The organism is Paraburkholderia strydomiana (genome assembly GCF_031456815.1).
Taxonomy (GTDB): Bacteria; Pseudomonadota; Gammaproteobacteria; order Burkholderiales; family Burkholderiaceae; genus Paraburkholderia; species Paraburkholderia caledonica.
Genome location: NZ_JAVDVL010000001.1, coordinates 205,219 through 232,069, shown reverse-complemented (window position 1 = coordinate 232,069; position 26,851 = coordinate 205,219). Strand labels below are relative to the sequence as shown.

The following is a 26,851-nucleotide window of genomic DNA, read 5'->3' as shown; positions in this document are numbered from 1 at the left end:
CGGGCCACTGCGCTTTTGCAAGCGACGTCAGCGTTACCGCATTACCGGCCATATCCGCTCAATGCATGGGCAAGCGGCTCCGCTAAGCGATCGCACAATAGCGCCGAAATCTCATCGATGTACGCCACTCGCGCCTGCGCGTGTCAGCAAAAGGCGCGCAGCCGCGCCCGAGCGCTCCGGTGAGAATGTGTGACTCCTGTGCGCGCCGGACGTGGCGTTAAACATTCCTCGTTTAGTGGATGGCGCAACCATTTCTGGCGCCGCTCGGCGCAGCTATTCGACGCGAGGCGTAAACGGCAAGCGCGGCAAGCGCGCCGCGCGTTCAGTTAACCGGCCTGCAGGCGCGAAAATTGCATGGTACTGAGCCCCTGGCGCATTCTGCCGACCGAGCATCAAGGCTGGCGGCGCTTTGCGCCCGCTCCGACGTCAGTTGAAAGGCCACTGCGTTGTTGTATATGCATGGGCGTTGAACGTTTTACCCGGGTTTCAGACGCGAATGCGCGCTGCCGAACAGACGTCGGCAGCCGCGCCGCGTGTTGTTGTCGCTACCGGACGAGCGAGTTACATTCTTCCAGCAGCGTTTGCATCGACCGTGCGAAATAGTGAGACCCAGCCTGATGGAGCGTCAGACGGAAGAATTCCGGAGCGTATTGCGATGTATAACGATCCCGACTTGCCTCCTGTCCGCGGACATGGAGACGATGCGCGCTTCGATAGCGGCGATGTGGAAGACTCAGGCGTGACGCCCCGCTTCGGACGCCTCGCGCTATGCGTAGCGGCGGCGAGCGCGCTCGCGTTCGGCGTGGTGGGCACCGTGGCCTACGGCGTCTGGTTCAATAGCGACCAGCAGACGTATGCCGAGGCCATCGCCCGCGCGCGCCAGGCGTTGCGTATGCCCACGCCGAACAACATGGCGTCGGCGCTCGCGAAAGCGTCCGCGCAGGCAGACACTACGCTCGCCACCAGCGCGCAGGCTGCACCGCCTGCAGCCGCTATCGTGGGAGCGCCGCTCGTGACATCCGCGATCAGCGCCCCGGCACCGGCACCAACACCGGCACCGATGCAGGCACCGACACAGAGTCCCGGGCCCGTCACCAGCACGCCCGCAGATGCGATTGCACTGCTCGACCTGCCGGCGGTTCCCGCGAAGTCGCCGGTGTCTAGCACGGAGAGCCGGAAGCCGTCGGTGTGGTCCGGACAGATCAGCCGTCCGGAGGACGAAGAGGAAGTGCTCGCGGACAGTGCCGAGGCTGTGCCGTCGGGCACGGAAACCGGCGCGGCCGTTTCGCCTCGCTCAATGCAACGTACTGCCGCCGCGGCGGATCCGGCCTCGCCGCAGCTGGCATCAACACGTCCCGCGCGAGCAGCGAAATACGCGCAGCAGGAGCGCCGCGCTTCAGGGACCAGCGCACGACGTAAGCCCAATCTGTTTGCAAGAATGAGCTCCTTCTTTCGACGCGTAAGCTACCGACAACATGGCAGCGGAAGTCAGCAAGACCCCTACTCGCATCCCTGAAACGCTCTTTGCGTTGCCCCGCGAATCCGGCCGCGCCAACGGATGGCGTCTCACGCCCGGTCCCGCAACCGTCGCCGTGGCGTCGCTGCTGTGCCTGCTGATCGGCCTGCTGTATCTGGCGTTGCAGATCAGAACGGTATTCGCTGATCAGGTCAAACAGGAATATGCGGGTCTCGTGCTCGAAGCCGTCGAGCGAGCCGAGACCGCGCGTGCGCGCGTGGGCGTATGGGACCAGGTGCCGCACGCTCACGATGCCGCAGCGGAAGGGTACGGGCAGGCGCGCGCCGAACTGACGCGGCGTCTCGCGTCGCTAGCCGCGCTCGTGAATGCGAGTCCTGCGAATGCGCCGCGTATTCCGTCGTCGGTGTTATTGCCCGACGCGACGTTCGGCGAAATGGACAGGTTGCTCGGCGACGCGTCGTCCTACTGGCACACGCAACGCGATACCTATAGCGCGGACATGCGCAAGCGAATCACGGGGATCGCGCACATGCTCATCGCGGTGGCGGCGCTGCTCTTCTGCCTGCTGATTACGGCGCTGGGCATGTATGCCAAACGCAACCGGCAGTTGGCCGGCCAGTCGCACGAATTCAAGCACGCGGCGCTGCACGATCCGATGACCGGGCTCGCGAACCGGCGCAAGCTTTTCGCCGCGCTGGAGGAGGCCGCTGCCCAGGCGTCGATGTCGGTCAGCCCGCGCAAGATGGCCGTGCTGTATGTGGATCTCGACGGCTTCAAGAAGGTCAACGATTCACGCGGTCACCGCGTGGGCGACGAGTTTCTGGTCGCAGTGTCGCGGCGTTTTCGCGAATCGGTGCGCAAAGAGGACGTTGTCGCGCGCATTGGCGGAGACGAATTCGCAGTGCTGGTTCAGGAGTTCGCCGAGCAGGAGGAGTTGCGGCAGATCGCGCAGCGCCTGATCGCCTGCGTGGCCCGCACCGACGAACAGATGGGCATGGGCATGGTTCGCGCGAGTATCGGTATAGCGAGCTACCCCGATCTCGTCGACGACTATTGCCGCCTCGTCGCTGCCGCCGACGAAGCGATGTATCGGGTCAAGCGAAGCGGCAAGAACGGCTTCGCGTTTGCCTCGCGCGCATCTGAGGCGCGCGTCGGGTAGCCCGGGCGTTGCGATCTCAAGCGGGAAGCGGCTGCACCTTTGATGAACCGGCTGCGCCTTCGCGGCGCAGGCCCTTCATTACCGTCAGACTCCAGCCATCACGCCGTCAATCCATCACGCGGTTCGCGCCAACTCGCCCACACCCGCATTGAACGTATCTTCGCTGCGAACTCGCCGTGAGTTCGCCGGGGCTGCAGTTCTTGCGCGGACAGGCGCCTTGCGAACACGCGTATCGGGCACCGCAGGGTGTGCGTCGACGAGACCCGCATATAACGCAAGATAGTTCGCTGTCGACACTTCCCAGCCCGAGTCGCGGTTCATCGCATTGCGCTGCAACGCATGCCACGACGCCGGCCGCACGAACGCGGCCAACGCACGGCCGAGCGCATGCACGACGTCGTGCGGATGCTCACCATCGAACAGGAAGCCGGTCGCGCAATCTTCGTCTCGCGCTTCGTGCGGCGCGTAATCGACGATCGTATCCGCGAGGCCGCCTACGCGCGAGGCCACCGGGATCGTGCCGTAACGCATCGCATAGAGTTGCGTGAGTCCGCACGGCTCGAAGCGGCTGCCGTGCAGCAGAATGTCCGCGCCCGCGTGCAGCATGTGCGCGCGCGGCTCGTCATAACCGATCTGCACACCCACACGCGCCGGCCACGCGGCGGCGAGTTCCTGCATCGCATGTTCGAGCCCGCGTTCGCCTTGTCCGAGAATTGCGAACTGCAGACGCGGATGCTCTTCAAGCAGTCGGGGCAGCGCGTGCACCACCACGTCGGCCAGTTTCTGTTCGGTGAGACGGCTGCCTATCGCAACGAGCGGGGCGAACGGGTCGCGCGTCAAACCAAATGCCTGTTGCAATTCGCGCTTGCATGCCTGCTTGCCGGCGGTGTCGTCGACGGAATAGGGGCGGGCGATGTATTCGTCAGTGGCCGGATTCCACACGGACATGTCGATGCCATTCACGATGCCGCTCAGTTTTCCTATCTGTGCCTGCAGCACGCCTTCCATTCCGTGGCCGAAGTGCGGCGTGAGAATTTCGCGTGCATAGCGCTGACTGACGGTCGTCACGCGATCCGCATGGACGATCCCGGCCTTCATCATGCTGAGCGAACCATAGAACTCGATGCTGCGCTCGTCGCTCAGTGCAGGCGCGAGCAACTCCGGCGGCACACCGATCCAGCCGCCCATCGCGAGCGGATGATTGCCCTGGAACGCAAGGTTGTGAATCGTGTAGACGCTTTTCGCGGCGACGCCTGCGAGCCGCATGTAAAGCGGCGTGAGCCCTGCATGCCAATCGTGCGCGTGCACGATGTGAGGGCGTTTCAGGTTGCGAACGCCGCGCGCGACACGCGTGGCCGCCGCCGCCAGCGACGCAAATCGCGTGAGGTTGTCGAGATAATCGTGTCCTTGCGGGTCACGGTACAAGCCTTCGCGCGCAAAGAGGTGATCCATTTGAAGCAGCAGCACCGTTACGCCGCTATCGGGCATGCGGGCGCGCAGCAAACGCGCGTCGCCGCCCGGCAGACCGGTCATCCGCGCAACGTAAGTGACATCGACGGCACGCTCGAGGGCGTCCGGATAAGCAGGCATGAGAATCGAGACGTCGACGCCGGCATCGCGCAAAGCTGCGGCATAGGCGCTGACCATGTCGCCGAGTCCACCCGACTTGGCGAGCGGTAGGGCTTCGGAAGCGACAAGTAGTACGTTAAGCGGCAAGGTGGCCCCCAGAGGACGCGTTTTTGCACTTGTGCAGTGCGGCGGATTCACAGGGCCAACTAACAGCAAGCCGTGTGCCCAGCGCCTGCATTGGTTTGCGGCTGGCTCACGGCCATGCTGCAGTGCGTGAAGTTCGCTCTCCGACGCACCCGGTCCGTTCGGGCCAGGCTTTTCTTCATGCGAATGTAGTTTTGACCTCCTGAATTGCCTGGCGGAAACAAAAAAGCCGTCGCGCGAGGCGACGGCTTTCAGTAAGCGCAAGGTGCGCTCGATTCAATGCGCCGATGCGTGCGTATGCTCGACGCGTCCGCTTTGCGTCATCGCACTGACAATGATGAATACGACGATGTTGACCGCCAGCGCCACGAAGCCGATGTTCACGTCTTTCAGCGCGTCGGGCAGGAACGGCATTAGTTGCCCGATCGTCAGATGCATGGTCGTGGTAATCGCCACCACGGCGACGCCCGCAACGATGCCGCAAAACGCGCCCTGTTTGGTCGCGCGATTGCGCGGGAAAAGGCTGCAGATAACCGCGGGGAAGAGTTGCGTGACGAAGCTGTAGCCCATCAGCAGCAAGGCGACGATGGTTTCGCCGCCGTGCAGCGTGAAGGCGACCGCCACGAGCGCGACGACCGGCACCAGGATTCGCGCGAGATTGGCAACCGTGGCGTCCGTCGCGTTGCGGTTCACCATGCCGCGATAGACGTCGTTGGCGAGCAGCGTGGATGCCGAGGTGAGAATCATCGAGCCCGGCACGAGCGCCGTCAGAATGCCGGCCGCGCCGATCACGCCGACGAACCAGGGGTCGAAGGTCTGCAGCGACAGGCGGAACAGCGACAGGTCGATGTCGCCGCCCTTCAGACCCGGCACCTTCAGCGTCGCGGCAAAGCCCACGAAGAACACGAACAGCAGGATCAGCTGGTAGAGCGGCAGCACCATCGCATTGCGGCGGAAGATGCGCTCGTCCCTAGCCGTGAATATCGAGCCAAAGGTGTGCGGCCACATGAAGAAGCCGAGCGCAGTGAGCAGAACGGTGGACTGGAACCAGGTGACGCTCGAACCCTTGGCGGGGAAGGTCAGAAAGCCGGGACGGGCGGCGTCGATTGCATGGAACATTTCGCCGAGGCCGCCGTAGTAGTGCAGCGGCAGATAAATGCCGAGGAACAGCACGATCGCGAGAATCAGCAGATCCTTCACGACAGAGTTCCATGCCGAGCCGCGGACGCCGGACACGATCACATACACCGTGACCACCGCGGCGCCGATCCAGATCGCAGCGGTCGACGAGATCGCGCCATACGAAGCGGTTGCGACGATGATGCCCAAGCCCTTTAACTGCAGCACGAGGTAGGGGATCAACGCGGCCACGCCAACCAGCGCGACGAGCGTGCCGAGCGCGGGGCTTTCGTACTTGCGGCTGAAAAAGTGCGGCTGCGAAACGAGATGGTGCTGTTTTGCGTAGCGCCAGATCGGCGGCAGCATCCAGTAGGAAAGGATGTACGCGAGCGTGCCGTAGGCCAGAATGTAATAGACAGGCGCGCCCTTGCCATAGGCAAAACCGCTGCCGCCAAGGAACGTGAAGGTCGTATAGATTTCGCCGGCCATCAGCAGAAACACGAAGGCGGTGCCGAAGCTGCGGCCGCCCACTGTCCACTGTTCGAGGCTCATGTCATGGCCATGCTTCGCGCGCACGCCGAGAAAGAGCGCAAAGAGCGTAATGGCTGCAATGATAACGAGTGCGCTCATGGCCGGACCTCCTCGCCGTCAGCGGCGACGTGCCGGTTCGAAGCGTCGAGCCGGTACACGATCGCCATGATGATCGAACTCAACACCACCCACGCGACGATCCAGCCCAGCACGAACGGCATGCCGAGCACAAGCGGCTCGACCCGGTTCACAAACGGGACACCGAGCAAAATGCCGATGAACGGCAGCGCGGCGAGTACACGAAGCAACATGGGGCAACTCCTCGAACTGTAAGTACGTCTCGTTGAAAGTGCGGCTTCGCTGGCGACTGTATGCCGGATGCTTCGGTCCCGTAAAGTAAGTCAAAAAAGTGTAGGCTTTTCGAAAGTTGCGGACGCATCGATCGGCACATCGAATGTGAGCTCGTGTTGCGCCGCAATGTGCGACGCGCGCGAGTGGACGTCGGGATGCATCCAGAACATTCACGCCTTTCTATATAGGTTCGGGTTCTACCGGGTTCATATCGCGCCGCGCTATGATCTCGCCACGCAACGCGCGCAGGTCTGAGGCTTCGGCGCTTCAGTTCAACTACACGGCGCGGCGCACCAGTGTGCAGCAGTCGCAGTGCCTGGGCCGCCGCTCGACACGGATCGCATATGGTCGAAAGTCTGATCTCGGACATTCTGTTCGGCTTTACCGGGCTGATCAGCATCATCAACCCGATCGGCATTGCTTTTGTCTTTCTTGACCGGACCGCCTCACTCACCACCGAGGAACGCACCGCACTTGCAAGAAAGATCGCGGTCAATGTCGTGTGCGTGCTACTGGTGGCGTTTTTCATCGGCACGCCCATTCTGCATTTCTTCGGAATTTCAATGCAGGCGCTGCGGATTGGCGGCGGACTTGCTGTGGCGGTGGGCGGCTGGCAAATGCTGAATGCGCCCGATACACAGCCCGCCGAACAGCCGACCGTCAAGCGCGTGGATGCCGAGAACGCGAAGGCGAGAGCGTTCTTCCCGCTGACCATTCCATTGACCACCGGACCGGGCTCGATTGCCACGGCCGTCGCGCTGACCGCGAACCGTACGCACAAGCTGTCGGAGTTCGTGCTGTCGAGCATCGCGTCGGTTGTGATCTCACTCGCGGTCGCGCTCACGGTCTATCTGATCTACAGCCGTGCCGTCATCTTCGCGCGGTACCGTGGCGTCGAAGGTACCAAGGTAGCGATGCGCGTTTCGTCCTTTCTGTTGCTGTGCATCGGCGTGCAGATCATGCTGACCGGTTTCTCGGAGTTCCTCATTCCGATCGCGACGATGCAGCCGGCGGTGAACCGGTAATCGATGCGGTACTCAGACGGCAGCCTTGCAGTCGAGTCCATGCGTCGCAAAAGTCTATTGCGCGAAACGGGTAGTTCGCCGAGCGCGCATCGCCTATAGTTCGGCGGCACTGCGTGTAGTTTTACAACATCGCGCGTGCCATCTCCTCTGGCAGCACCTGGCGTCGAGCCGCATTACTTCGAGCCGCATTACTTCGAGCCGTCCGCAGTTCGCATTGCGTCACGCAGTGCTCATGCTTTGCCCCATACCGCGTCACACGAACTCACGCCAATACAATGAGACTACACACAAAACTGGTGGCCGCTCTTGCGGCGGCAAGTCCGCTTGCATATGGTCAAACAAGCGTAACGCTATATGGCCGTCTGGATGCCGGCGTCGAATATCTGAATCACATTAACAACGGCACGGGCGGAAGCTCGAACCGCTGGCGCGCCGAAGGCGGCGATTGGGGCACCAGCATGCTGGGTCTCAAGGGCAATGAAGAACTGGGCGGCGGACTGAAAGCGATCTTCACACTGGAGACCGGTCTGCAGGTGATGGACGGCACGACGAGCGGCGGACGGCTCTGGTCGCGGCGCGCTTTCGCCGGACTCAGCAGCCAGCAATGGGGCACGCTGCAAGCAGGGCGTAATCTTTTCATCGACAGCGACGGCGTTTGGGAATTCGATCCGTTCGTGCAGCAGGCGTTTTCGTCGGCGTCGCTCGTGCGGGGGCGCAACTGGCAGCAGACCAGCAATAACGTCGAGTACCACAGCCCGGTGTTCTGGGGCTTCGACGTGCAGGCGCAGTACGCGTTCGGCAATCAGCCGGGTGCCTTCAACAGCGGCGCGAGCGGCGAGTTCGGCCGCTCGTACGGCATCATGCTGACCTACCATTCGCAGCTCTTCGACGTGCGCGGCATCTACGACGAACTGCGCGACAGCAACGGCCGCTTCTCGAACATTTTCCAGAGTTCGCGCGAGTACTTCGTGGGCGCGAACGTGCATTTCGACGCGGTCAAGATTCAGGGCGCCTATACGCATTACTCGGCGCCGGACTCGCCGGCGGGCGTCGCCGATACCGCCGATCACTACTGGCTTGGCGCGACATACAACTTCCAGCCGCGCTGGGCCGTCACCGCGGGCGGCTATTACGTGAAGGTCGGCGACGGCAGCGGCGACGCCGCGCATGATCCCTCGGGCCACGCGATGATGTACGTACTCGGCACCACGTACAACCTCTCGAAGCGAACATTCCTTTACGGCACGGTGGGTTACGTGCGCAACAGCAGCAACGCGAACTTCTCGCTCGAAGCCTCGCCGCGCGATTCGACCAGCAACACGAGCCCGCTCGTCGGCGAATCGCAGACGGGTGCCTATGTCGGCATGCTGCATCAGTTCTGACGCGCGGCCTGATTGTCAGGCAGCGGCGTTTCGTTCAATCGCATATCGCACGCTTCATTTCATTACCGGCATTACCGCATCAACAAGTTTTGAACCACGCCTCACAAGGGATAAGAACATTGACTCCACAAGACTCTCTCGGCGAGCGCGCCGCGAGCGGTGAGCCGTCTACCATGACGCGCCGCCGCTGGCTGCAGGGCGCGCTCGCGTTGACGGCTGCGGGCCTGACCGGCTCGCTCACGCTCAAGGCACTGGCCGACGACTCGTCGTCCGCTCCCATCGACACCTTCATGACGTTGTCGCAATCGCTGACCGAAAAGTCCGCGCTCGATCGCGACGTCGGCACCCGGCTCTTTGCCGCGCTGCAGAAGTCCACGCCCGAACTCGCGCAGCAATTGCCGAAGCTCGCGGGCGCGCTCGCCGCCGGTTCCGCCGATGCCGCTCAACAGGCGCTTGCGCTGAAGATCATGGAAGCGTGGTATCTCGGCACCGTCGATGACGTCGTCATTACCTATGAGCAGGCGCTGATGTTCGGCGTGGTATCCGACACGCTGATCATCCGCTCGTATTGCCCGAACAAGCCCGGCTTCTGGGCTGCAAAACCCGTCGAGAGGCAAGCATAAGCCATGGCCGATAAACAACAGAGCACTGAGCAAGCCGATATCGTCGTGGTCGGGTCGGGGGTCGCCGGGGCGATCGTCGCGCATCAGCTGGCGCAGGCCGGCAAGTCCGTGATCCTGCTCGAAGCCGGGCCGCGCATGCCGCGCTGGGAGATCGTCGAGCGCTTTCGCAATCAGGCGGACAAGATGGATTTCATGGCGCCGTATCCGCCGAGCAAATGGGCACCGCACCCTGAGTACTATCCGCCCAACAACTATCTGATCCTCAAGGGCGAGCATAAATTCAACTCGCAGTACATTCGCGCGGTCGGCGGCACGACATGGCACTGGGCCGCATCGGCATGGCGCTTCATGCCGAACGACTTCAGGATGAAGACCGTCTATGGCGTGGGCCGCGACTGGCCGATGCAATACGAGGAACTGGAGCCGTATTACCAGCGTGCCGAAGAAGAACTCGGCGTGTGGGGCCCGACTGACGAAGAACTCGGCTCGCCGCGCAGCCAGCCTTATCCGATGGCGCCGCTGCCGCTGTCGTACAACGAGCAGACCATCAAAAGCAAGCTCAATGCTTTCGACTCGCGCTATCACGTCGTGACGGAACCGGTCGCGCGCAACAGCCGTCCGTACGATGGCCGCCCGACCTGCTGCGGCAATAACAACTGCATGCCGATTTGCCCGATCGGTGCGATGTACAACGGCATCGTGCACGTTGAAAAAGCGGAGCAGGCCGGGGCCAGGCTGATCGCCAATGCGGTGGTCTACAAACTCGAAGTCGGCACGGACAAGCGCATCACGGCGGCCCTGTACAAAGACGCGCAGGGCAACGAGCATCGCGTGGAAGGCAAGTATTTCGTGCTCGCCGCGAACGGCATCGAGACGCCGAAGATCATGCTGATGTCGCAGAGCCACGACTTTCCGAACGGCGTCGGCAACAGCTCCGACATGGTAGGTCGTAACCTGATGGACCATCCGGGCACGGGCGTCACGTTCTACGCTGACGAAAAACTGTGGCCGGGGCGCGGCCCGCAGGAAATGACCTCGCTGATCGGCTTTCGCGACGGCGCGTTCCGCGCGACGGAAGCGGCCAAGAAGATCCACCTGTCGAACATGTCGCGAGTCGATCAGGAAACCCAAAAAATCTTCAAGCAAGGCAAGCTCATCAAGCCCGCCGAGCTCGATGCGCAGATTCGCGACCGCTCGGCGCGCTTCGTCGAGTTCGACTGCTTCCATGAAATTCTGCCGCAACCGGAAAACCGCATCGTGCCGAGCCGCACCGAGACCGACGCGATCGGCATTGCGCGGCCCGAGATCACTTATCGCATCGACGACTACGTGAAGCGCGGCGCCGCGCACACCCGCGAAGTCTATGCGAACGCGGCGAAGGTACTGGGCGGCAGCGACATCCGGTTTGACGACGAATTCGCGCCGAACAACCACATCACGGGCGCGACGATCATGGGCAGCGATCCGCGCGATTCCGTGGTCGACAAGCATTGCCGCACGTTCGACCACCCGAATCTGTTCATTTCGAGCAGCGCGACGATGCCGACCGTCGGCACCGTGAATGTGACGCTGACCATTGCCGCGCTGGCACTGCGCATGGCCGACCAGTTGAAGAAGGAAGTGTGAACGTGTTGAAGAAGACTTTTTTCTGGATGCTGGCCGGCGCCTTCGCGCTGTCTTCGGCGCTCCCCGTTTGCGCATTCGCGCAGGACGCCAAAGCGGTGGACGGCAACGACGCGGCGTTGATCAAACGCGGCGAATATCTCGCCACCGCCGGCGATTGCATGGCGTGTCACACCACCGCGAAAGGCAAGCCGTTCGCGGGCGGCCTGCCGCTCAAGGTGCCGATGCTCGGCACGATCTATTCGAGCAACATCACGCCCGACCCGCAAACGGGTATCGGCACCTGGTCGCTCGAAGACTTCGACCGCGCGCTGCGCAAGGGCGTGTCGAAGGACGGCCATAACCTGTACCCGGCGATGCCGTATGTCTCCTACGCGAAGGTCAGCGACGGCGACGTGAAGGCGCTATACGCGTACTTTCGCTACGGCGTGGCGCCGGTGCAGCAGGCTACGCGCGCGAGCGACATTGCATGGCCGCTCAACATGCGCTGGCCGCTCACCGTATGGAACTGGATGTTCCTGAAGAGTGGCCCATATCAGGCGAAGCCTCAACAGAGCGCCGAGTGGAACCGTGGTGCGTATCTCGTGCAGGGGCTTGCGCATTGCAGCACATGCCACACGCCGCGAGGCTTTGCGATGCAGGAGCAGGCGCTCGATGAAACCGGCAGCGGCTTCCTCGGCGGCTCGGTGCTCGCGGATTGGGACGGCTACAACATCACGTCGTCGCCCGATAGCGGCATTGGCGGATGGAGCCATACGCAGCTCGTGCAGTATCTGCAAACGGGCAGCGTGCCCGGACTGGCACAGGCAGCGGGGCCAATGGCCGAGGCGGTCGAGCACAGCTTCTCGAAGATGAGCGACGCCGACATCGGCGCCATCGCGACGTATGTGCGCACGGTGCCGCCGGTCAACGACGGCGGCGCTCAGAGCGGTTCGCGCTCGCGCAGCGCGTGGGGCAAACCGTCGACGGACGTGGCGCGCCTGCGAGGCGTTGCGATGAACGACGGCACGCTCGATCCCGCGCGGCTCTATCTGGGCAACTGCGCGACCTGTCACCAGGCGAGCGGCAAGGGCACACCGGACGGCTACTATCCGCCGTTGCTGCACAACTCGACGGTGGGTGCGTCGAATCCTGGCAACCTGATGCAGGTCATTCTGCACGGCGTGCAACGCAAAGCCGCAGGCAACGACGTCGGCATGCCGGCCTTCGCCGCACAACTGAACGACGCGCAGATTGCCGCGCTCACGAACTACGTGACGACGCAGTTCGGCAACCCCGCAGCCCAGCGCGTGAGCGAGAAGGACGTCGCCCGGCTACGCTGAGCACCGCTCAATGACCGCCTCGTCACGCGAGCCGTGACGAGGCACGCATTGGCGGCGGCTTCGCAGGCGGGTCGCCCTCCGGCGCGGCCGGCGGCAGCCCGCCTGGGTCGTCGTCGGGCGTCGCGGGTGGATCGGGATCGATGTTCGGAGGCGGCGGCGCCTCCGGGTCGACCTCGGGCGGCATCGGCGTATGCATGACGAACGCCGCCCCATCGTGCGAGCTTGAACCGGCCATCGTTACCTCCAACTTTTCTCTCTGATCATTGCGTGCAACGCGCATGTCCCTTTGACCCCAGTCGCCCTTTGCGTAGTGCCTTTCGCGTGTGGAACGGCCATTGCTGTGTTTCATCGCGCAATGCACCAGGCATTGCGCGGTTAAGCGTGGGGTGCTCATCGAGCATCGACAGGGATAGGGAATACACAAATGGCGCGACATAAGGCCGACGTTGCTGACGACGAATTCGAGATTTTCGCCAGCTATCACGGAACAGGCGACGGCCGTTACGTAGGTGGACTGAAGGTCGTCCGCAGAGCGGATCGAAGGATTCTTTTTCCGTTCGACGGCGCGCCGGAAATCGGACCGTACGAGACGGCCGACCAGGCGCGCCGTGCCGCCATCGAGTATGGCAAGCAGATCGTCGCGGCCGACCGCAAATCGCCGGAACGTTGACTGCGGCGCGTGTGCGCTCGTCAAGGCATGCCACCGAGCGACGGCGAGATCGTGCTGCCGCGATTCGGATCGTCCGGATGTTCGTTGGGTACGGTGGGCCGCGCCGAGAGCGGCGGATGACTGCGATAGCAGGTGTCTATCGAATCGTTCACTACGCACTGCGCGAACGCGTCGGCATCGCTCTTTTGCGCGAAGGTGTATAGCGTTCGCTCGACCTGAACTTCCGTGTCGGAGATGCGAATTGTCGTCACTGTCATGAAGTGCTCCTTTTTACAAAAATGAACCGAAGCTTCAGTTCTGGCGACGCAATGCACGTGCCCACTTTACCGATGTCCGCGGCGCTTGCGAGCCGTAACGGGACGCCCCTCGGGGTGCGGTCCGATGCAGTCCGGCAGGGTCCGTATGTTGCTGCAATCACGAGGTAGCCGATAAAAGGAGAGCGATATGCAGCCTGACACACCCAGCGAGAATTCCGGCGCTCCCGAGGTTTCGCCGGAAGTGAAAGAACGCAACAAGCCGAGCGGCGCGCAGTACGTGGAGCCGAGTCCCCTCGGCATCGAACCGGTCGTGCAGACCGGAGTCGACAAGCAAACCAATCCACCGCGCTCGAACGAACGTCCCGAGCAGACCGCCGAGGTGCCGCTCGGCACCGGCACGCACGGCGAGCCTGCGGGCGGCGGCGGCCGCGCGTCGCACAAGAACTGATGCGGTCAACAGCGAACGGAGAGACATATGCAACAGGACAACCAACCCCTGAACCCCGGCGATGAAGCGCCCCCCGACGCGCCCGGCGTCGGCGAAGATATCTGCCCGGCATGCAAGGGAACCGGCAAGGTAGAGGAAGTACAGTGCACCGTGTGTGGCGGCACCGGCAAAGTGCTGCAGGGCATTGGCGGCGGTTGAGCGGTTTGCTCGAGCGTCGCTGTGATGGTGTGATCGCCGGGCCAAGGCGTGGCTGCCGCCCGTCGCGGCAGCTTCGTGCGAGTTGAATGCGTCGTGGGATCAACCCGGGCAGCGACATGCCGCGGAGCGGGCGCGCTTTATGCGGCGCTGCAATATCGCGCCCTCCGGCACACGCACGCCGGACGCGCCCCGCTACCCACAGGAGCCAACCATGCAGGAACATTCGAAGCACGGATTCGACGCAGCGCAGACCGAGTACGAAGCCTTCATGCTCGAACCGCACGACTGGGTACCGAATAACAGCAAGCTGCCGGTCGTGATCTACAGGCAGGCAGTGGACCCCGCGATCGGCGACCTCGCCAAGGCGTTCGAACTGCTGTTCGCACGCAACGAATGGCCGCCGCAGTGGCGCGACGGCATCTTCGACTACCACCACTTTCACTCGACCGCGCACGAAGTGCTCGGCGTCGCAGACGGTTCCGCGGATGTGATAGTCGGCGGTCCGGGCGGCAAGGTGGTCAGCGTGTCCGCGGGCGACGTCCTGCTGCTGCCCGCCGGCACCGGCCATTGCCTGCAATCGTTCGAAGGCCGCTTCCGCGTGGTGGGGGCCTATCCCGCGGGCCAGCAGTGGGATATCCGCCGCGAAGCGCTGACCCCGCAGGAGCTTGCCGCAATGCATGCGCTGCCGTTCCCGAAGATGGATCCTGTGGACGGCAAGCATGGCCCCCTTTGCGAGCATTGGCTGAACGCGGCCTAGCCGCGCCCGTCGGCACGTCCGACAGAGTTCCAGCAACCAGCCCGATGTCACGCAGCGTGCAGATTTGCGCGCATCGGCGCATCATCCATGAGGCTTGCTGAGCTCTTCATGCGTTGTTTCCCCTGAACACCGCTTGCCGGCGACGTCGCGGCAGCGCGCGCCGGCAATGTTTCCAACGGCCGAACAAGGAGTGTCCCATGCAAAACGATCCCGCCCTCGATCAGTTGTGCATCAATACGATCCGCACGCTGTCGATGGACGCTGTCCAGAAGGCCAATTCAGGCCACCCCGGCACGCCAATGGCGCTCGCGCCGGTCGCCTACCATTTGTGGCAGAACCATTTGCGCTACGACCCGGACGAGCCGTTGTGGCCCAATCGCGACCGCTTCGTGCTGTCGGTCGGGCATGCGTCGATGCTGCTGTATTCGCTGCTGCATCTGGCGAACGTGAAGGCAGTGGACGAAGAGGGCAAGCCGACCGGCAAGCCCGCCGTTTCGCTGGAAGACATCGAGCGTTTCCGCCAGATCGACAGCAAGACGCCGGGCCACCCTGAATACAGGATGACGACCGGCGTCGAAACCACGACAGGTCCGCTCGGCCAGGGCCTCGGCAATAGCGTCGGCATGGCGATGGCGGCCCGCTGGTACGAGAACCGCTTCAACAAGCCGGACGCGCCGCTCTTCGACTACCGCGTCTACGCGCTGTGCGGCGACGGCGACATGATGGAAGGCATCTCGCACGAAGCGGCCTCGCTCGCGGGCCATCTGAAGCTGTCCAATCTGATCTGGATCTACGACAGCAATCGCGTGACGATCGAAGGACATACCGATCTCGCCTATAGCGACGATGTCGAAAGCCGCTTCCGCGGTTACAACTGGCATACGCTGCATGTGAACGATGCGAACGACGCCGCCGCGCTGGAAGCCGCATTCGTCGAAGCAAAAAGCATTACCGACAGACCGACGCTGATCGTGGTAAACAGCATCATCGGCTGGGGCGCACCCAACAAGCAGGACACGTCAGCGGCGCACGGCGAGGCGCTCGGCGTCGAGGAAGTCGCGCTCACTAAAAAGTTTTACGGCTGGCCGGAAGATAAATTCTTCTACGTGCCCGAAGGCGTGCACGAACGTTTCGCCGCGGGCATCGGCGCGCGCGGCAAGGCGGCGCGCGCCGAATGGCAGGCGAAGTACGACGCCTACAGCAAGCAATATCCCGAACTGTCGCGCGAATTCGCGCTGATCGAGGCGCATGATTTGCCGGTTGGCTGGGACCGCGACATTCCGACTTTCGACGCGGACGCCAAAGGCATGGCGTCACGCGAGTCGTCGGGCAAGGTGCTCAACGCGATTGCCGCGCGCGTTCCGTGGATGCTCGGCGGCGCGGCCGACCTCGCGCCATCCACGAAAACGAATCTGAAATTCGAGGGCGCGGGCAGTTTCGAGTATGACAATTACGGCGGCCGCAATCTGCATTTCGGCATTCGCGAGCATGGAATGGGCGCGGTGGTCAACGGCCTCGCGTTATCCAACTTGCGGCCGTTCGGTTCGACATTCCTGATTTTCAGCGACTACATGAAGCCGCCGATCCGCCTGTCGGCGATCATGGAAGTGGAGTCGATCTATGTGTTCACGCACGATTCGATCGGCGTCGGCGAAGATGGCCCGACGCACCAGCCTATCGAGCAATTGGCGTCGCTGCGCGGCGTTCCCGGCTTAACGGTGCTGCGTCCGGGCGATGCAAACGAAGTAGCCGAAGCGTGGCGAGTCGCAGTCACGCAAAAGCGGCGTCCTTCGTGCATCGTCGTGTCGCGGCAGGCGCTGCCGACTCTAGACCGCAGCCGTTATGCATCCGCCGAGGGTGTGAAGAAGGGCGCCTATGTGCTCGCCGATGCGCCCGACGGACAGAAGCCGCAAGTCATTCTGCTCGCGACGGGCAGCGAGTTGTCGATCTGCGTCGACGCGTACGAGAAACTGAAGAGCGAGGGCATTGCCGCGCGAGTGGTGTCGATGCCGTCATGGGATCTGTTCGAGCGGCAGGACGAAGCCTATCAGGACGCGGTGCTTCCGCCCGACATCGATGCGCGCGTGGCCGTCGAGCAGGCGGCCTCGCTGGGCTGGGACCGATACGTCGGCCGGCTTGGCGCGCAAGTGGTGATGCACACGTTCGGCGCGTCCGCGCCGCTTTCCGATCTGAAGAAGAAATTCGGCTTCACGCCCGAGCATGTTTATGAAGCGGCGAAGCAGCAGATCGCGCGGGTACAGGGAAAGCGCAGCCAGGAGTAGTGCGTAAGCTGTAACCTGAGCAGCAGCGAAAAAAGCCGGCGGTATGAAAACCGCCGGCTTTTTATCGAGCGTCAGCGCTGACTGTGAGACGGCGCAAACCGCCGCGTCCAACCCGCTTCAGTTCAATTCAATTCGCCGGAATCGTCACAACGGGCGCTTTGCTGCTGGTATCTGCCTCGGCGAGCGCCATCAGGTTTTGCACGACCGTGAATGCGTATTTCGAGTCGAAGTCGTTGCGATCGACCCAGTATGACGACGTCCCGTACGGAATCATCACGTACGCATTGTCGGGCGCGCTCTCGCCCGAGTGAATGATGATCGTCGGTCTCGTTTCTCCGCCGATCAGGCCCACGGTCGGCTTCGTCGACCCGTCTGCTATCCGCTCGACGGGCACCTGCACCTGTGCACCGAGATCGGTCAGGATGCCGAGCACCGAGCGCGTCACCATCGGAATCTTGTCCGCTTTCTGCCATGCGGAAGAAGGCCCGTAGACGATTTCATAGCTGCGCGTTTTCGACGACAGATGCAGCAACTTGCGCACGCGGGCCAGATCGGCCGCCGTTTGCGGCGACTCGCCGCTCGTGGTTGCTCCCATCACCAGAAACACGCTCATCTGCTCATTTTTGGTGCCCACGTTGCGCGACTCGACGTTCAACTCGCCTGCGAGTTGCAGGCGGCGCAGCGAACGCAGCAACTCGAAAAAGCCGGGCGCGCCCGCGCTGTTTTCTCCGCCGAGCGCATTGCCGTTCTGCAAGCCTCCCACCGATTGCGCGGTGATGCGCAACAGCAGGTCGATAGGAATGCCGCCTTCGGCGAGCGGCAGCACGAGTGCAGGCGCGAGCGGCCGGATGTAAGCGGAGGCAAACGCTTCGCCGGTCGTCGGCGTGAACGTGAAGGTAGGGTGATTCGAATACGACACGCTGCCGGTGGCGAGTGCGTAGTTCGGCTGGCTGCCGGAGCCCGCGTTAGCGGTTGCGCCGCCGCTCGCGTCGAACGTATAGGCGGCAATGATGCTGCTGACGGTCAGAAACGCAGGCGCGTCGCCATAACGGAGGCCGACCACGGCCGCAAGAATCTCGCGTTTCTTCGCGTCGCCGAGTGCTCGCGCATAGTCGACCTGATCGGCTTTCAGGCGCGAGGGTCCGATATGCACGCAGGCGGAGGAAAGACATGCCGCGCAAAGCGCGGCGGCGACCGAAGCGGTTCTGATCATGTCGGCAAAAGGGCGGAGTGCATATCCGCTGAAGAATGAGTGCGCAACGGCGGTAGCATGCCGCATTCCCGGACGCGTGGCGTGCGTGCGTGAAGAAGGGTGTCGTCAAGGCTGCACGGCGCGATTTGCGGCACTACGCGGTGAGGAACGCTTCGCGAACCGGTTAGGCGAATGACGCGAACGAGCACAGTCTTTGCAAGATTTGCAGCCGCGCTTTGCGCATAGCCAAACCCGCTGAACTAGCGCTCGGGCGCAGTTGCGGCGGACGCGTCCGTCGCTTCTTCGAGCGTGCTGCGATAAGCGCGCGATTGCATCTCCGCGAGCCGACTCAGCGTTCTCGATAGATCATGTGCGCCTTCGAGTCCTCGCAAGGCCTCATGAATCGGCTCGTCCGATGCGATGAAAAGCGCACGCTTGCGGTCGTAAAGAATGTCGACCAGCCACACGAGCCGCTGCAACGTGTGCGCTTTCGTGAGCCATTCAGTATGTAAATTATCGACTATGAGTCCATGCCATCGCTCGGCGAGGTCCAGATAGTCGAGGTGCGAACGGCTTGCCACACATAGTGATTCGAAGTCGGCCCACAGCAGCGCCGCGCCCACCGCGTGTGCCGCAAGCGGACGTCCCGCGGCACTGATCTTCGTCGATTCGAATGCGCCGCTGCTGTCGTAACGCAGGAAGATTTCACGCAGCGCGTCGTGAGCGGCCGCATCGAGCGGGGCGAAGAAGTGCGGCGTGTCATGCTGTTCGCCGCCGAACCGATAGTCACGCGCGCCGTCGAAATGGATCACGCGGAAATGCCGCTTGATCTGCTCGATGGTGGGCAGGAAACGCTCGTGAAACTCGGGGTCGGATAAAAGGCCGTCGGGCGCATAGTTCGACGTCAGCATGATGCGCGTGCCGAGCTTGATCGCCGTGTCGAGAAAGCGGCCCATCAGGAACGCGTCCGCGATATCGTGCACGTGGAATTCGTCGAAGCATAGCAACTCAATGCCGTCGAGCCATTGCATCGATACGGAGCCGAGCCTGTCGTCGCCACGCGGTTCGTTCACGAGGCGTTGATTCATCTCGCGGAGAAACTCGTGAAAATGCAGGCGCCGCTTGCGGCAATCCGCGATTTCGAACGCGGTATCGACCACGAGACTTTTGCCGCGTCCAGGCAGTCCATGGCAATACACGCCTTGATAACGCGATTCGACGCGGCTGGCTGTGGACCCAGCCAATGCGGAGAGCGCCGCGATTGCATCGCGCTGCCTCGCATCCGGCACGATGCCGCGCGCGGCGAGACTGCTGGTAATCTCCGCTTCCTCGAACATGCGCGCGCTCATTTGACCTGATGTCCGCTGAGCACGCGCTGCAGTTCACTCGGGTCCACCGGCTTCGTGAAGTGATGATCGAAGCCGGCTTCCACCGCTGTCTGCTTGTCCTGCTGTTGCCCCCAGCCCGTTACCGCAATCAGGCGGATGCCGGCGTCCGGATAGTCGTTGCGAACCCGTCGAGCGACTTCATAGCCGTTCAGGAGCGGCAGACCGATGTCGAGAATGACCGCCTGTGGGGCGAATTCGGCGATCACCGCAAGTCCCGCGACTCCGTCGCTTGCCGTGCGCACCTGGTGACCCTCCAGTTCGAGCACCATTGCGAGGCTGTCGGCGGCGTCCGCATTGTCGTCGACAATCACGATCCGCAGTCCGGCGGCCGGCGGCTTGTCGGGTTCCGTGCTGTCAGCGGGCGCATCGGCGGAACTGGACAGCGGCAGCCGGATCACGAATTCGCTGCCGGCGCCGGGCCCGTTGCTGAATGCCGCGACTGTGCCGCCGTGCAATTCCGCCAGACCGCGCACGAGGGCGAGCCCAATGCCGAGTCCGCCTTGAGAGCGATCGAGCGCGGGTGCGAGTTGCGAGAACATTTCGAAGACGCTGTTCAGATGTTCGCGAGGAATGCCGATGCCCGAATCGCGCACCGCAATCACGGCCTGGTTGCCTTCGCGATGTGCGGTGAGCGAAATGCTGCCGCCCGGCGGCGTGTATTTCGCTGCGTTGTTCAGCAGATTGAGGATCATCTGCGAAAGGCGGGTAGGGTCCGCATCGAGAAAAAGCGGCTCGGGAGATAGCGTCACGCTCAGACGATGGTCGGACGCCTGCACGATTGCACGCGCGGCTTCCACCGCGGATTGCATCGCGCGCGCGAGTTCGAGCCGCTGCTTGCGCAGTTCCAGTTTGCCTTGGGTAATACGCGAGACCTCGAGCAGATCGTCGACAAGATGGGTCATGTGCTGCAATTGACGGGAGAACACGTCGCGCGACCAGTTCAGTTGCGGATCGCTGAATTCTTTCGCACGCAGAATTTCGAGGACGTTGCGCATCGGCGCAAGCGGATTGCGTAGCTCATGCGCAAGCGTCGCGAGGAATTCGTCCTTGCGGCGATCCGCGTTGGAAAGCTCCGCGTTAAGCCGCGTGAGTTGCTGCTCGGCATGCCGCCGCTCGGTAATGTCGCGATTGATGCTCACCGCGCCGTAGATGTCGCCGCGCTCGTTGGCGAGCGGTTTGACCACGGTTTCGCAAACGCCGCGCGAACCGTCGCGCCGCACGAACGGCAACTCGCCGCGCCATGTGCCGTACGCGCCAAGACTCGCGAAAACTTCGCGTCGAATGCGCAGCGCATCTTCTGGCGGATGAAAGATCGAGACGTGCTTGCCGAGAATTTCGCGCAGCCGGTAACCGAGCATGCGTTCGCCGCCGACATTGAAGTCGGTGATGTTGCCGCGCAGATCGGTGATCACGATTGCATCGCTCAAGTGCTCGAAGATCGCGGCCTGGCGTAGCAGCACCGTCTGCGCCTGCTTGCGTTCGGTAATGTCGATGCCGAGCCCGTAGACCGTCAGCGGCTCGCCACGCTCGTCGTAAGTGGCGCGGCCGCGGCCTTCCATCCAGCACCAGTCGCCGCTTGCATGCAGGAAGCGGAATTCGGCGACGTAGTCGTCGCGAGTTCGCACCGCATGATCGACGGCTTCGTTGAGCGCAAGCAGATCGCCCGGATGAATCAGTTCGAAAAAACCGCGCGTTGTAATGGCGAGGCGTCCTTCGGCGTAACCCGCGAGCGCTTCCAGTTCGCGGCTCCACCAGAACTTGCCGGTCTTCGGTTCGTGTGACCACGCGCCCATGCGCGCGCCGCGCATGGCCAGACTCAATACGTCGCGGCTTTCCTGCAATTCCCGTTGTGCCCGCTGATGCGCGGCCACCGAAGCCTCCGCATTACGCCGTGCGAGCACGAGTTCCTGCTCGTACTTATGACGATCGGCGACGATGAGCACTGCGACTTCGATGTAGCTCTGGTCGCCGTGCACGCGGCGCACTGCATTGAGCAATGTCGGCACCGTGTGGCCGTCGCGATGCAGCATGCTCAGCTTGACCTCGGCGACAGAGCCCTGCATTTGCAGCAGCGGCGCCCAATGCGTCTGATAAAAGACCTTGCCGCCCGTTGTCAGCAGGTCCTGAAGGCTGATGCCGCTCGTAAGCTCTGCGGCGCCATAGCCGATCCATTCGCAAAACGTTGCGTTGGCGCGCACGATGCGCCCGTCGGTATCGGTCACGACGAGGCCGCAGGCGGCGTGCTCGAACAACGCATCGGCGAGCGGCAAGTGGCGGTCGGTACTTTGCATTGCGTTAAGTTGGGGTCGTCCGCAGGAAAGCGCTGATGGCCTCCGCAGTGGCGACAGGCGCGCTTACGTGCGGACAGTGTCCATTATTCTCGACGACGCGAAGCGTGCTGTTACGCATCGTGCGATGCATGTACTCGCCGACCGCGCGCGGCGCGACGACGTCTTCGCTTGCTTGCAGAATGAGCGTGGGCGTGACGTTCAAAGGCAGCACACCGCGATGATCGGAGAGAAACGTGACACGTGCAAACTGAGCGGCGATCCGCGGATCGGTCCGGCAAAAGCTGTTAATTAATTCAGCGCCGAGTTCCGGCTGATCTGGCACGCCCATGATAGCGGGTGCCATTGCGCTGGACCAGCCGAGGTAGTTGTGCTCGAGCGTGAGCAGCAGGTCGTCGATGTCCTCGCGCGTGAAGCCGCCGATGTAATCGCCGTCGTTCACATAGCAGGGCGAGGGAGTCACCATCGCCTGAGCGGAAAAAAGTTGCGGTGCTTCGAGCGCGGCGAGCAGGCCGATCATGCAACTCACCGAATGGCCGACGAACACGACCGGCCCGTCGGACACTTCGCGGACGATTTCGATCAGATCGCGCGCGTAGCCGTGCAGCGAATCGTATTTGTCGACGTCGTATGCGGCGAGGTCCGACGAGCCGCTGCCCACGTGATCGAACAGCACGATGCGGTAGTCGTCATGGAACGACGGTGCGAGGCGGCGCCACATGCTCTGGTCGCAGCCGAAGCCGTGCGCGAACACCATGGTGCTCGCGCCGCGCCCGGAAATATTCACGTTGTTGCGCTGGATGATGCTCATTGTCGAGTCCTGGAGCGTGCCGGGATAGAAGCGGCGGGTGCGCTCGGTCCGGCCTCCGACAGAATGTTACCGCAGTCTCGCGGCGGCGCCGCCACTGCACGTCCGCGCCGATTCGCCGCGCTGCGGCCTGAAGGTTTCATCCGGTCTTTATCGGCTGCTTTGGCGCGTTCTGCGGCTCGATGCCGAAGCGCTCGTATTGTGCAATCACCTGTGCGCCGAAAAGCAGCAACGTGGCGAGCCATTCCAGACTGAAGAGAATGACGATCGCCATGGTGAGCGAACCATACACCACGCTGACCTGTGAAAGCGTCGCGAAGTACCAGACCAGCACATGCCGTGTGATCTCCCACAACAGCGCAGCGACGATGCCGCCGAACAGCGCATGCTTGAGCGATGGCCGTCCAACCGGCATGACCATATAGATCGACGTCAGCAGAAAGACTTCGCCGGCCAGACCCAGCAGATACAGCAGAACGCGCGAAGCGCCCTGCAGCGACACATGCAGCCCGAACAGGTCGATGCCTTCGGCGCCCACGGCCTCCAACCCGCTCGACACGAGCGTGACGATCAACGCGCCGACGCCGAGGAACAGGATGTAACAGTAGGGCAGCAGCGCCGAGAGTAGAAAATGCCGCCGCCGTATGACCACACGGTGTACGAAGATCAGCGACATCGCGTTTTCGAGTACCGTGAATGCGAGCGAACTGAAGAACAGCATCGTCACGAACAGCACCCAGCCGATCACCGCACGGTGAGCGAGAAAGTTGGCAAGCTCACGTACGAGTGCTGCGGACTGGCCCGGCACGAGCCACTGCAGCAAGTGCCCCAGCGCCGGAAGCAGAATGTGTTGCGGCACGATGCGGGACAGCGCGATGACAATGAGGATCATCAGCGGCACGATGGAAAGCAACGCGTAGTACGCGACCGCGCCGGCGAGCAGCAAACCCTGATTGGCACGGAACGCCTTCATCGTTTCGAGGAGGAATCTGCCCGGATGCTTCGCGACATTGAGTGTGCGTTGATCGATGATGGAGTACATGGGGCCTCGCCATGCGCGTGGCGGGCCGCCGACGGACGGCGCATGCCGGTGCGCTTCTGCATAGGTTAAGCAAGAAAGCCGCCACGCGCATCGCGACCGCGAAGAAAAGTGTGCAGGAATACGCCTTGCTGTCGAGGTGCAACATGGCATCCGAATCGACCTCGAACACATCCAGCTCATCGAACATCGCACCGGAAAATGCGGACTCCGGGGACCTCGTTATCGCGCGGCCCGAGGGTCTGTATTGTCCGCCCGGCGACTTCCATATCGATCCCTGGCGGCCCGTCGAGCGCGCGGTGATCACGCATGCGCACTCCGATCACGCCCGCTTCGGGCATCGGCGTTATCTTGCGTCGCGCGCGGGCGCAAACGTGCTGCTGTCGCGCCTGCCTGACATTTCGCTGCAAACGCTTGCATACGGCGAACGGCTCGATATCAATGGAGTGACCGTGTCCCTGCATCCCGCCGGACATGTGCTCGGGTCCGCGCAATTGCGCATCGAGCACCGCGGGCGCGTGTGGGTCGCATCCGGCGATTACAAACTCGACCCCGATCCGACCTGCGACGCATTCGAGCCCGTGCGCTGCGATACATTCATCACCGAGTCGACTTTCGGTCTGCCGATCTACCGCTGGGACGCACCGCAAACCATATTCGACGGCGTCGATTCATGGTGGCGCCATAACGCGGCGCAAGGGCGCGCGTCCGTGCTGTTCTGTTATTCGTTCGGCAAGGCGCAACGCGTGCTGGCAAGCGTCGACGCGGGCATCGGCCCGATCTTCTGTCATGGGGCGGTCGAACCGCTCAATCGGGCTTATCGCGAGGCGGGCGTGCGGTTGCCGCGAGTACGTCTCGTCAGCGAGATTGCACTCAAGGACAAGGCGGCGTTCAGCCAGGCGCTGATCGTTGCGCCGCCGTCCGCACAAGGCAGCGCGTGGCTCAAGCGTTTCGGCGACTATAGCGACGCGTTCGCGTCGGGCTGGATGCGCTTGCGCGGCGCGCGCCGCAGGCGCGGCGTCGATCGTGGGTTCGTGCTTTCCGATCATGCGGATTGGCCGGCGCTGCAAACGGCGATTGGCGCGACCGGCGCGGGCCGCGTGATCGTCACACACGGCTCGGTCGAACCGATGGTGCGCTGGCTGCGCGAGCAGGGACTGGATGCAGGCGCCTTCGTGACCCAATACGGCGACGATACGGTCGAAGCGGATGCATTGGGCGGCGACGAGGCCGTGCCGGGCAATGCGCCGCTCCCGCCAGGCGATGTTGCGCCCGTGCATGAGTTCGACGATGCCGCGAGCCGTTCATGAAGCGCTTCGCTGCTCTTTACACCGCGCTCGACGCGACGACGTCCACGCACGACAAACTCGAAGCGCTGACGAGTTACTTCGCCGTAGCGGAACCCGAAGACGCCGCGTGGGCGTCGTATTTCCTGGCCGGCGGCAAGCCGCGGCAATCGGTGCCCACGCGTCTTTTGACCGAATTCGCCCGCGAACGCGCGGGATTGCCCGCGTGGCTTTTCGAAGAGTCGTATCACGCAGTCGGCGATCTTGCGGAGACCATCGCGCATATTCTGCCGCCCGCGCAGCGCAGTTCCGAACTCGGCCTCACGCAATGGATCGAGCAGCGTGTGCTGACGTTGCGCGGTCTTGCGCCTGAGGAGTTGCGCACACGTTTGTTCAGCTATTGGGACGAACTGGATTGGGGCGAGCGCTTTCTTCTCACGAAGCTGATTGGTGGGGGCTTTCGCGTCGGCGTGGCGCGGCAGTTGGTGGTGCGTGCGCTCGCACAGGTCGCCGGAGTCGATCATAAGCGGATTGCACAGCGCATGGTCGGATGGACCGATTCGCGGCAGAAGCCGGACGCCGCGCGTTATCTGCGTCTCATCGCACCCGACGCGCCCGACGCCGGCAACGCGGGCGAGCAGCAATCTGCGGATCGGCACGACAGCGATCTGGGCCTGCCTTATCCGTTCTTTCTCGCGCATCCGTTGCAGACCGATCCCGAGACGCTTGGCGATCCGTCGCGCTGGCTGATCGAATGGAAGTGGGACGGCATACGCGCGCAACTCGTCAAACGCGGCGGCCGTGTGTGGTTGTGGTCCCGCGGCGAGGATCTGATCACCGACCGGTTTCCGGAAGTGGCCGCGCTGGGCGAGGCCTTGCCCGACGGTTTTGTGATAGACGGCGAAATCCTTGCCTGGGAGCCGGGCGCCGCCGCGCCGTTGCCGTTCGCGCGCCTTCAACCGCGCATCGCACGAAAGACCCTGACGAAGAAGATCCTCGCCGATTCACCCGCCGCGCTGCTTGCTTACGATCTGCTGGAAGCGCACGGCGAAGACTTGCGAATGACGCCGCTGGCCGAACGGCGCGCGCGTCTTGATGCGTTGGCTGCATCGCTCGACGGCACGCTTTCGGGCGACTTGCTTCGTGTATCGCCGCAGGTGTCCGGAGCCGACTGGCGCGCGTTGGCAGCGCTACGCGAAGAGAGCCGCGCGCGGGGTGTCGAGGGCTTCATGGTGAAGGAGCGCGAGTCGATGTACGGAGTTGGCCGCACGAAAGCTTCGGGCACATGGTGGAAGTGGAAGATCGATCCGTATGCAATCGACGCCGTACTGGTTTACGCGCAGCGCGGACACGGCAGACGTGCGAGCCTATACACTGATTTCACGTTCGCGGTGTGGGACGAAGCCAATGGCGTGCGCACTTTGGTGCCGTTCGCCAAGGCGTATTCGGGTCTTACCGATGAGGAAATGCGCCAGGTTGACGCCATCGTACGCAAGACTACGATCGAGAAGTTCGGGCCGGTGCGCAGCGTGACGCCGACGCTCGTATTCGAAATCGGCTTCGAGGGCATTCAGGCGAGCACGCGTCACAAGTCCGGCGTGGCCGTGCGATTCCCTCGCATGCTGCGCTGGCGCACCGACAAGCATATCGACGACGCGGATACGCTCGCGATGCTCAAGGGTTTCATCGACGATCGCGCGGCCTGACTGCCGCGGTGGCGCATAAGCAACAGACACGCAACGAATCCGTAAGACGCATCGGCAACGATGCAATCAAGACACATCGACGGCAAACACCGCCGCTGCGAGATCGCGGCTCATTCAGAAAGCATGTCACCAGTGATGCAGTGCAGCGCGGGAGCGAATCTTGCAACCGGGCGGCGGGTGCCGTGATGCGGCGCGCGCATGCACCAG

General features: G+C 63.0%; 24 protein-coding genes. 14 read left to right on the top strand and 10 right to left on the bottom strand.

What is annotated here, in order from left to right; translation table 11 throughout:
- The first annotated feature begins 655 nt into the window (after positions 1 to 655).
- Together J2W46_RS01040 and J2W46_RS01035 are read left to right on the top strand one after the other, a co-directional pair.
- Positions 656 to 1,516: a hypothetical protein gene (locus J2W46_RS01040; protein ID WP_310350559.1), complete on the top strand. Its 861-nt coding sequence runs from the start codon at positions 656 to 658 to the stop codon at positions 1,514 to 1,516.
- Entirely contained in the window at positions 1,476 to 2,636 is a 1,161-nt protein-coding gene (locus J2W46_RS01035) for a GGDEF domain-containing protein (protein WP_020067875.1), read from the top strand. Before J2W46_RS01040 ends, J2W46_RS01035 begins: the two co-directional genes overlap by 41 nt.
- A 114-nt stretch (positions 2,637 to 2,750) precedes the next feature.
- Here the strand turns inward: J2W46_RS01035 and glgA are convergent, their stop codons facing one another.
- From glgA to J2W46_RS01020, 3 genes are all read right to left on the bottom strand, one after another.
- Complete coding sequence (gene glgA / locus J2W46_RS01030; protein WP_288824263.1) at positions 2,751 to 4,352, bottom strand: glycogen synthase GlgA; 1,602 nt, start codon at positions 4,350 to 4,352, stop codon at positions 2,751 to 2,753.
- 273 nt (positions 4,353 to 4,625) lie between these two features.
- On the bottom strand, positions 4,626 to 6,098 hold the full coding sequence (locus J2W46_RS01025; protein WP_088173702.1) for a sodium:solute symporter family protein: 1,473 nt from the start codon (positions 6,096 to 6,098) through the stop codon (positions 4,626 to 4,628).
- Positions 6,095 to 6,310 carry a DUF3311 domain-containing protein gene (locus tag J2W46_RS01020; protein WP_020067872.1) on the bottom strand — a complete coding sequence of 72 codons (216 nt, stop codon included), beginning with the start codon at positions 6,308 to 6,310 and terminating at the stop codon, positions 6,095 to 6,097. The genes J2W46_RS01025 and J2W46_RS01020 overlap by 4 nt, the downstream gene beginning before the upstream one ends.
- Positions 6,311 to 6,694: 384 nt before the next feature.
- Here J2W46_RS01020 and J2W46_RS01015 point away from each other — a divergent pair, with 384 nt between their 5' ends.
- The 5 genes from J2W46_RS01015 (at position 6,695) to J2W46_RS00995 (ending at position 12,325) form a co-directional block, all read left to right on the top strand.
- Positions 6,695 to 7,375 (top strand): MarC family protein, encoded by a 681-nt coding sequence (locus tag J2W46_RS01015; protein WP_310350556.1) that lies wholly within the window; start codon positions 6,695 to 6,697, stop codon positions 7,373 to 7,375.
- Between the two features lie 275 nt (positions 7,376 to 7,650).
- Complete coding sequence (locus J2W46_RS01010) at positions 7,651 to 8,757, top strand: porin (RefSeq protein ID WP_310350553.1); 1,107 nt, start codon at positions 7,651 to 7,653, stop codon at positions 8,755 to 8,757.
- Between the two features lie 173 nt (positions 8,758 to 8,930).
- Entirely contained in the window at positions 8,931 to 9,380 is a 450-nt protein-coding gene (locus J2W46_RS01005) for a sugar dehydrogenase complex small subunit (protein ID WP_088173701.1), read from the top strand.
- A 3-nt stretch (positions 9,381 to 9,383) separates the two neighbouring features.
- A complete protein-coding gene (locus J2W46_RS01000) occupies positions 9,384 to 11,006 on the top strand; it encodes a GMC family oxidoreductase (protein WP_020067867.1) in 1,623 nt (540 codons plus the stop codon).
- Between the two features lie 2 nt (positions 11,007 to 11,008).
- Positions 11,009 to 12,325 carry a c-type cytochrome gene (locus J2W46_RS00995; RefSeq protein ID WP_374726794.1) on the top strand — a complete coding sequence of 439 codons (1,317 nt, stop codon included), beginning with the start codon at positions 11,009 to 11,011 and terminating at the stop codon, positions 12,323 to 12,325.
- A gap of 22 nt (positions 12,326 to 12,347) precedes the next feature.
- Here the strand turns inward: J2W46_RS00995 and J2W46_RS00990 are convergent, their stop codons facing one another.
- Positions 12,348 to 12,560: a hypothetical protein gene (locus J2W46_RS00990; protein WP_310350551.1), complete on the bottom strand. Its 213-nt coding sequence runs from the start codon at positions 12,558 to 12,560 to the stop codon at positions 12,348 to 12,350.
- Positions 12,561 to 12,749: 189 nt separating this feature from the next.
- On the opposite strand from J2W46_RS00990, the gene J2W46_RS00985 reads away from it, so the two are divergent.
- Positions 12,750 to 12,995 (top strand): DUF6723 family protein, encoded by a 246-nt coding sequence (locus tag J2W46_RS00985; protein ID WP_020067864.1) that lies wholly within the window; start codon positions 12,750 to 12,752, stop codon positions 12,993 to 12,995.
- Between the two features lie 20 nt (positions 12,996 to 13,015).
- Here J2W46_RS00985 and J2W46_RS00980 read toward each other — a convergent pair whose 3' ends face one another.
- Positions 13,016 to 13,252: a hypothetical protein gene (locus J2W46_RS00980; RefSeq protein WP_310350549.1), complete on the bottom strand. Its 237-nt coding sequence runs from the start codon at positions 13,250 to 13,252 to the stop codon at positions 13,016 to 13,018.
- A 187-nt stretch (positions 13,253 to 13,439) separates the two neighbouring features.
- Between J2W46_RS00980 and J2W46_RS00975 the strand changes: the two genes are divergently transcribed.
- The 4 genes from J2W46_RS00975 to tkt all read left to right on the top strand — a co-directional run bounded on the left by J2W46_RS00975 (position 13,440) and on the right by tkt (position 16,937).
- Positions 13,440 to 13,700 (top strand): hypothetical protein, encoded by a 261-nt coding sequence (locus J2W46_RS00975; RefSeq protein ID WP_020067862.1) that lies wholly within the window; start codon positions 13,440 to 13,442, stop codon positions 13,698 to 13,700.
- A gap of 27 nt (positions 13,701 to 13,727) precedes the next feature.
- A complete protein-coding gene (locus tag J2W46_RS00970) occupies positions 13,728 to 13,898 on the top strand; it encodes a hypothetical protein (RefSeq protein ID WP_020067861.1) in 171 nt (56 codons plus the stop codon).
- A gap of 211 nt (positions 13,899 to 14,109) precedes the next feature.
- A complete protein-coding gene (locus J2W46_RS00965; RefSeq protein ID WP_310350548.1) occupies positions 14,110 to 14,655 on the top strand; it encodes a cupin domain-containing protein in 546 nt (181 codons plus the stop codon).
- A gap of 197 nt (positions 14,656 to 14,852) precedes the next feature.
- Complete coding sequence (gene tkt / locus J2W46_RS00960) at positions 14,853 to 16,937, top strand: transketolase (protein ID WP_310350545.1); 2,085 nt, start codon at positions 14,853 to 14,855, stop codon at positions 16,935 to 16,937.
- Positions 16,938 to 17,064: 127 nt separating this feature from the next.
- On the opposite strand, the gene J2W46_RS00955 is transcribed toward tkt, so the two are convergent.
- The 5 genes from J2W46_RS00955 to J2W46_RS00935 form a co-directional block, all read right to left on the bottom strand.
- Positions 17,065 to 18,150, bottom strand: coding sequence for a hypothetical protein (locus J2W46_RS00955; protein ID WP_310350544.1), 1,086 nt, complete (start codon positions 18,148 to 18,150; stop codon positions 17,065 to 17,067).
- A gap of 239 nt (positions 18,151 to 18,389) precedes the next feature.
- Positions 18,390 to 19,466 carry a cell division protein ZapE gene (zapE, locus tag J2W46_RS00950; protein WP_310350543.1) on the bottom strand — a complete coding sequence of 359 codons (1,077 nt, stop codon included), beginning with the start codon at positions 19,464 to 19,466 and terminating at the stop codon, positions 18,390 to 18,392.
- Between the two features lie 8 nt (positions 19,467 to 19,474).
- Positions 19,475 to 21,808: a PAS domain S-box protein gene (locus tag J2W46_RS00945; protein WP_087754823.1), complete on the bottom strand. Its 2,334-nt coding sequence runs from the start codon at positions 21,806 to 21,808 to the stop codon at positions 19,475 to 19,477.
- A gap of 4 nt (positions 21,809 to 21,812) precedes the next feature.
- On the bottom strand, positions 21,813 to 22,616 hold the full coding sequence (locus J2W46_RS00940) for an alpha/beta fold hydrolase (protein ID WP_310350540.1): 804 nt from the start codon (positions 22,614 to 22,616) through the stop codon (positions 21,813 to 21,815).
- Positions 22,617 to 22,752: 136 nt separating this feature from the next.
- Positions 22,753 to 23,655 (bottom strand): YihY/virulence factor BrkB family protein, encoded by a 903-nt coding sequence (locus tag J2W46_RS00935; protein ID WP_020067854.1) that lies wholly within the window; start codon positions 23,653 to 23,655, stop codon positions 22,753 to 22,755.
- 143 nt (positions 23,656 to 23,798) lie between these two features.
- Between J2W46_RS00935 and J2W46_RS00930 the strand changes: the two genes are divergently transcribed.
- Entirely contained in the window at positions 23,799 to 24,962 is a 1,164-nt protein-coding gene (locus tag J2W46_RS00930) for a ligase-associated DNA damage response exonuclease (protein WP_310350538.1), read from the top strand.
- Positions 24,959 to 26,644: an ATP-dependent DNA ligase gene (locus J2W46_RS00925; RefSeq protein ID WP_020067852.1), complete on the top strand. Its 1,686-nt coding sequence runs from the start codon at positions 24,959 to 24,961 to the stop codon at positions 26,642 to 26,644. The genes J2W46_RS00930 and J2W46_RS00925 overlap by 4 nt, the downstream gene beginning before the upstream one ends.
- Positions 26,645 to 26,851 lie beyond the last annotated feature (207 nt).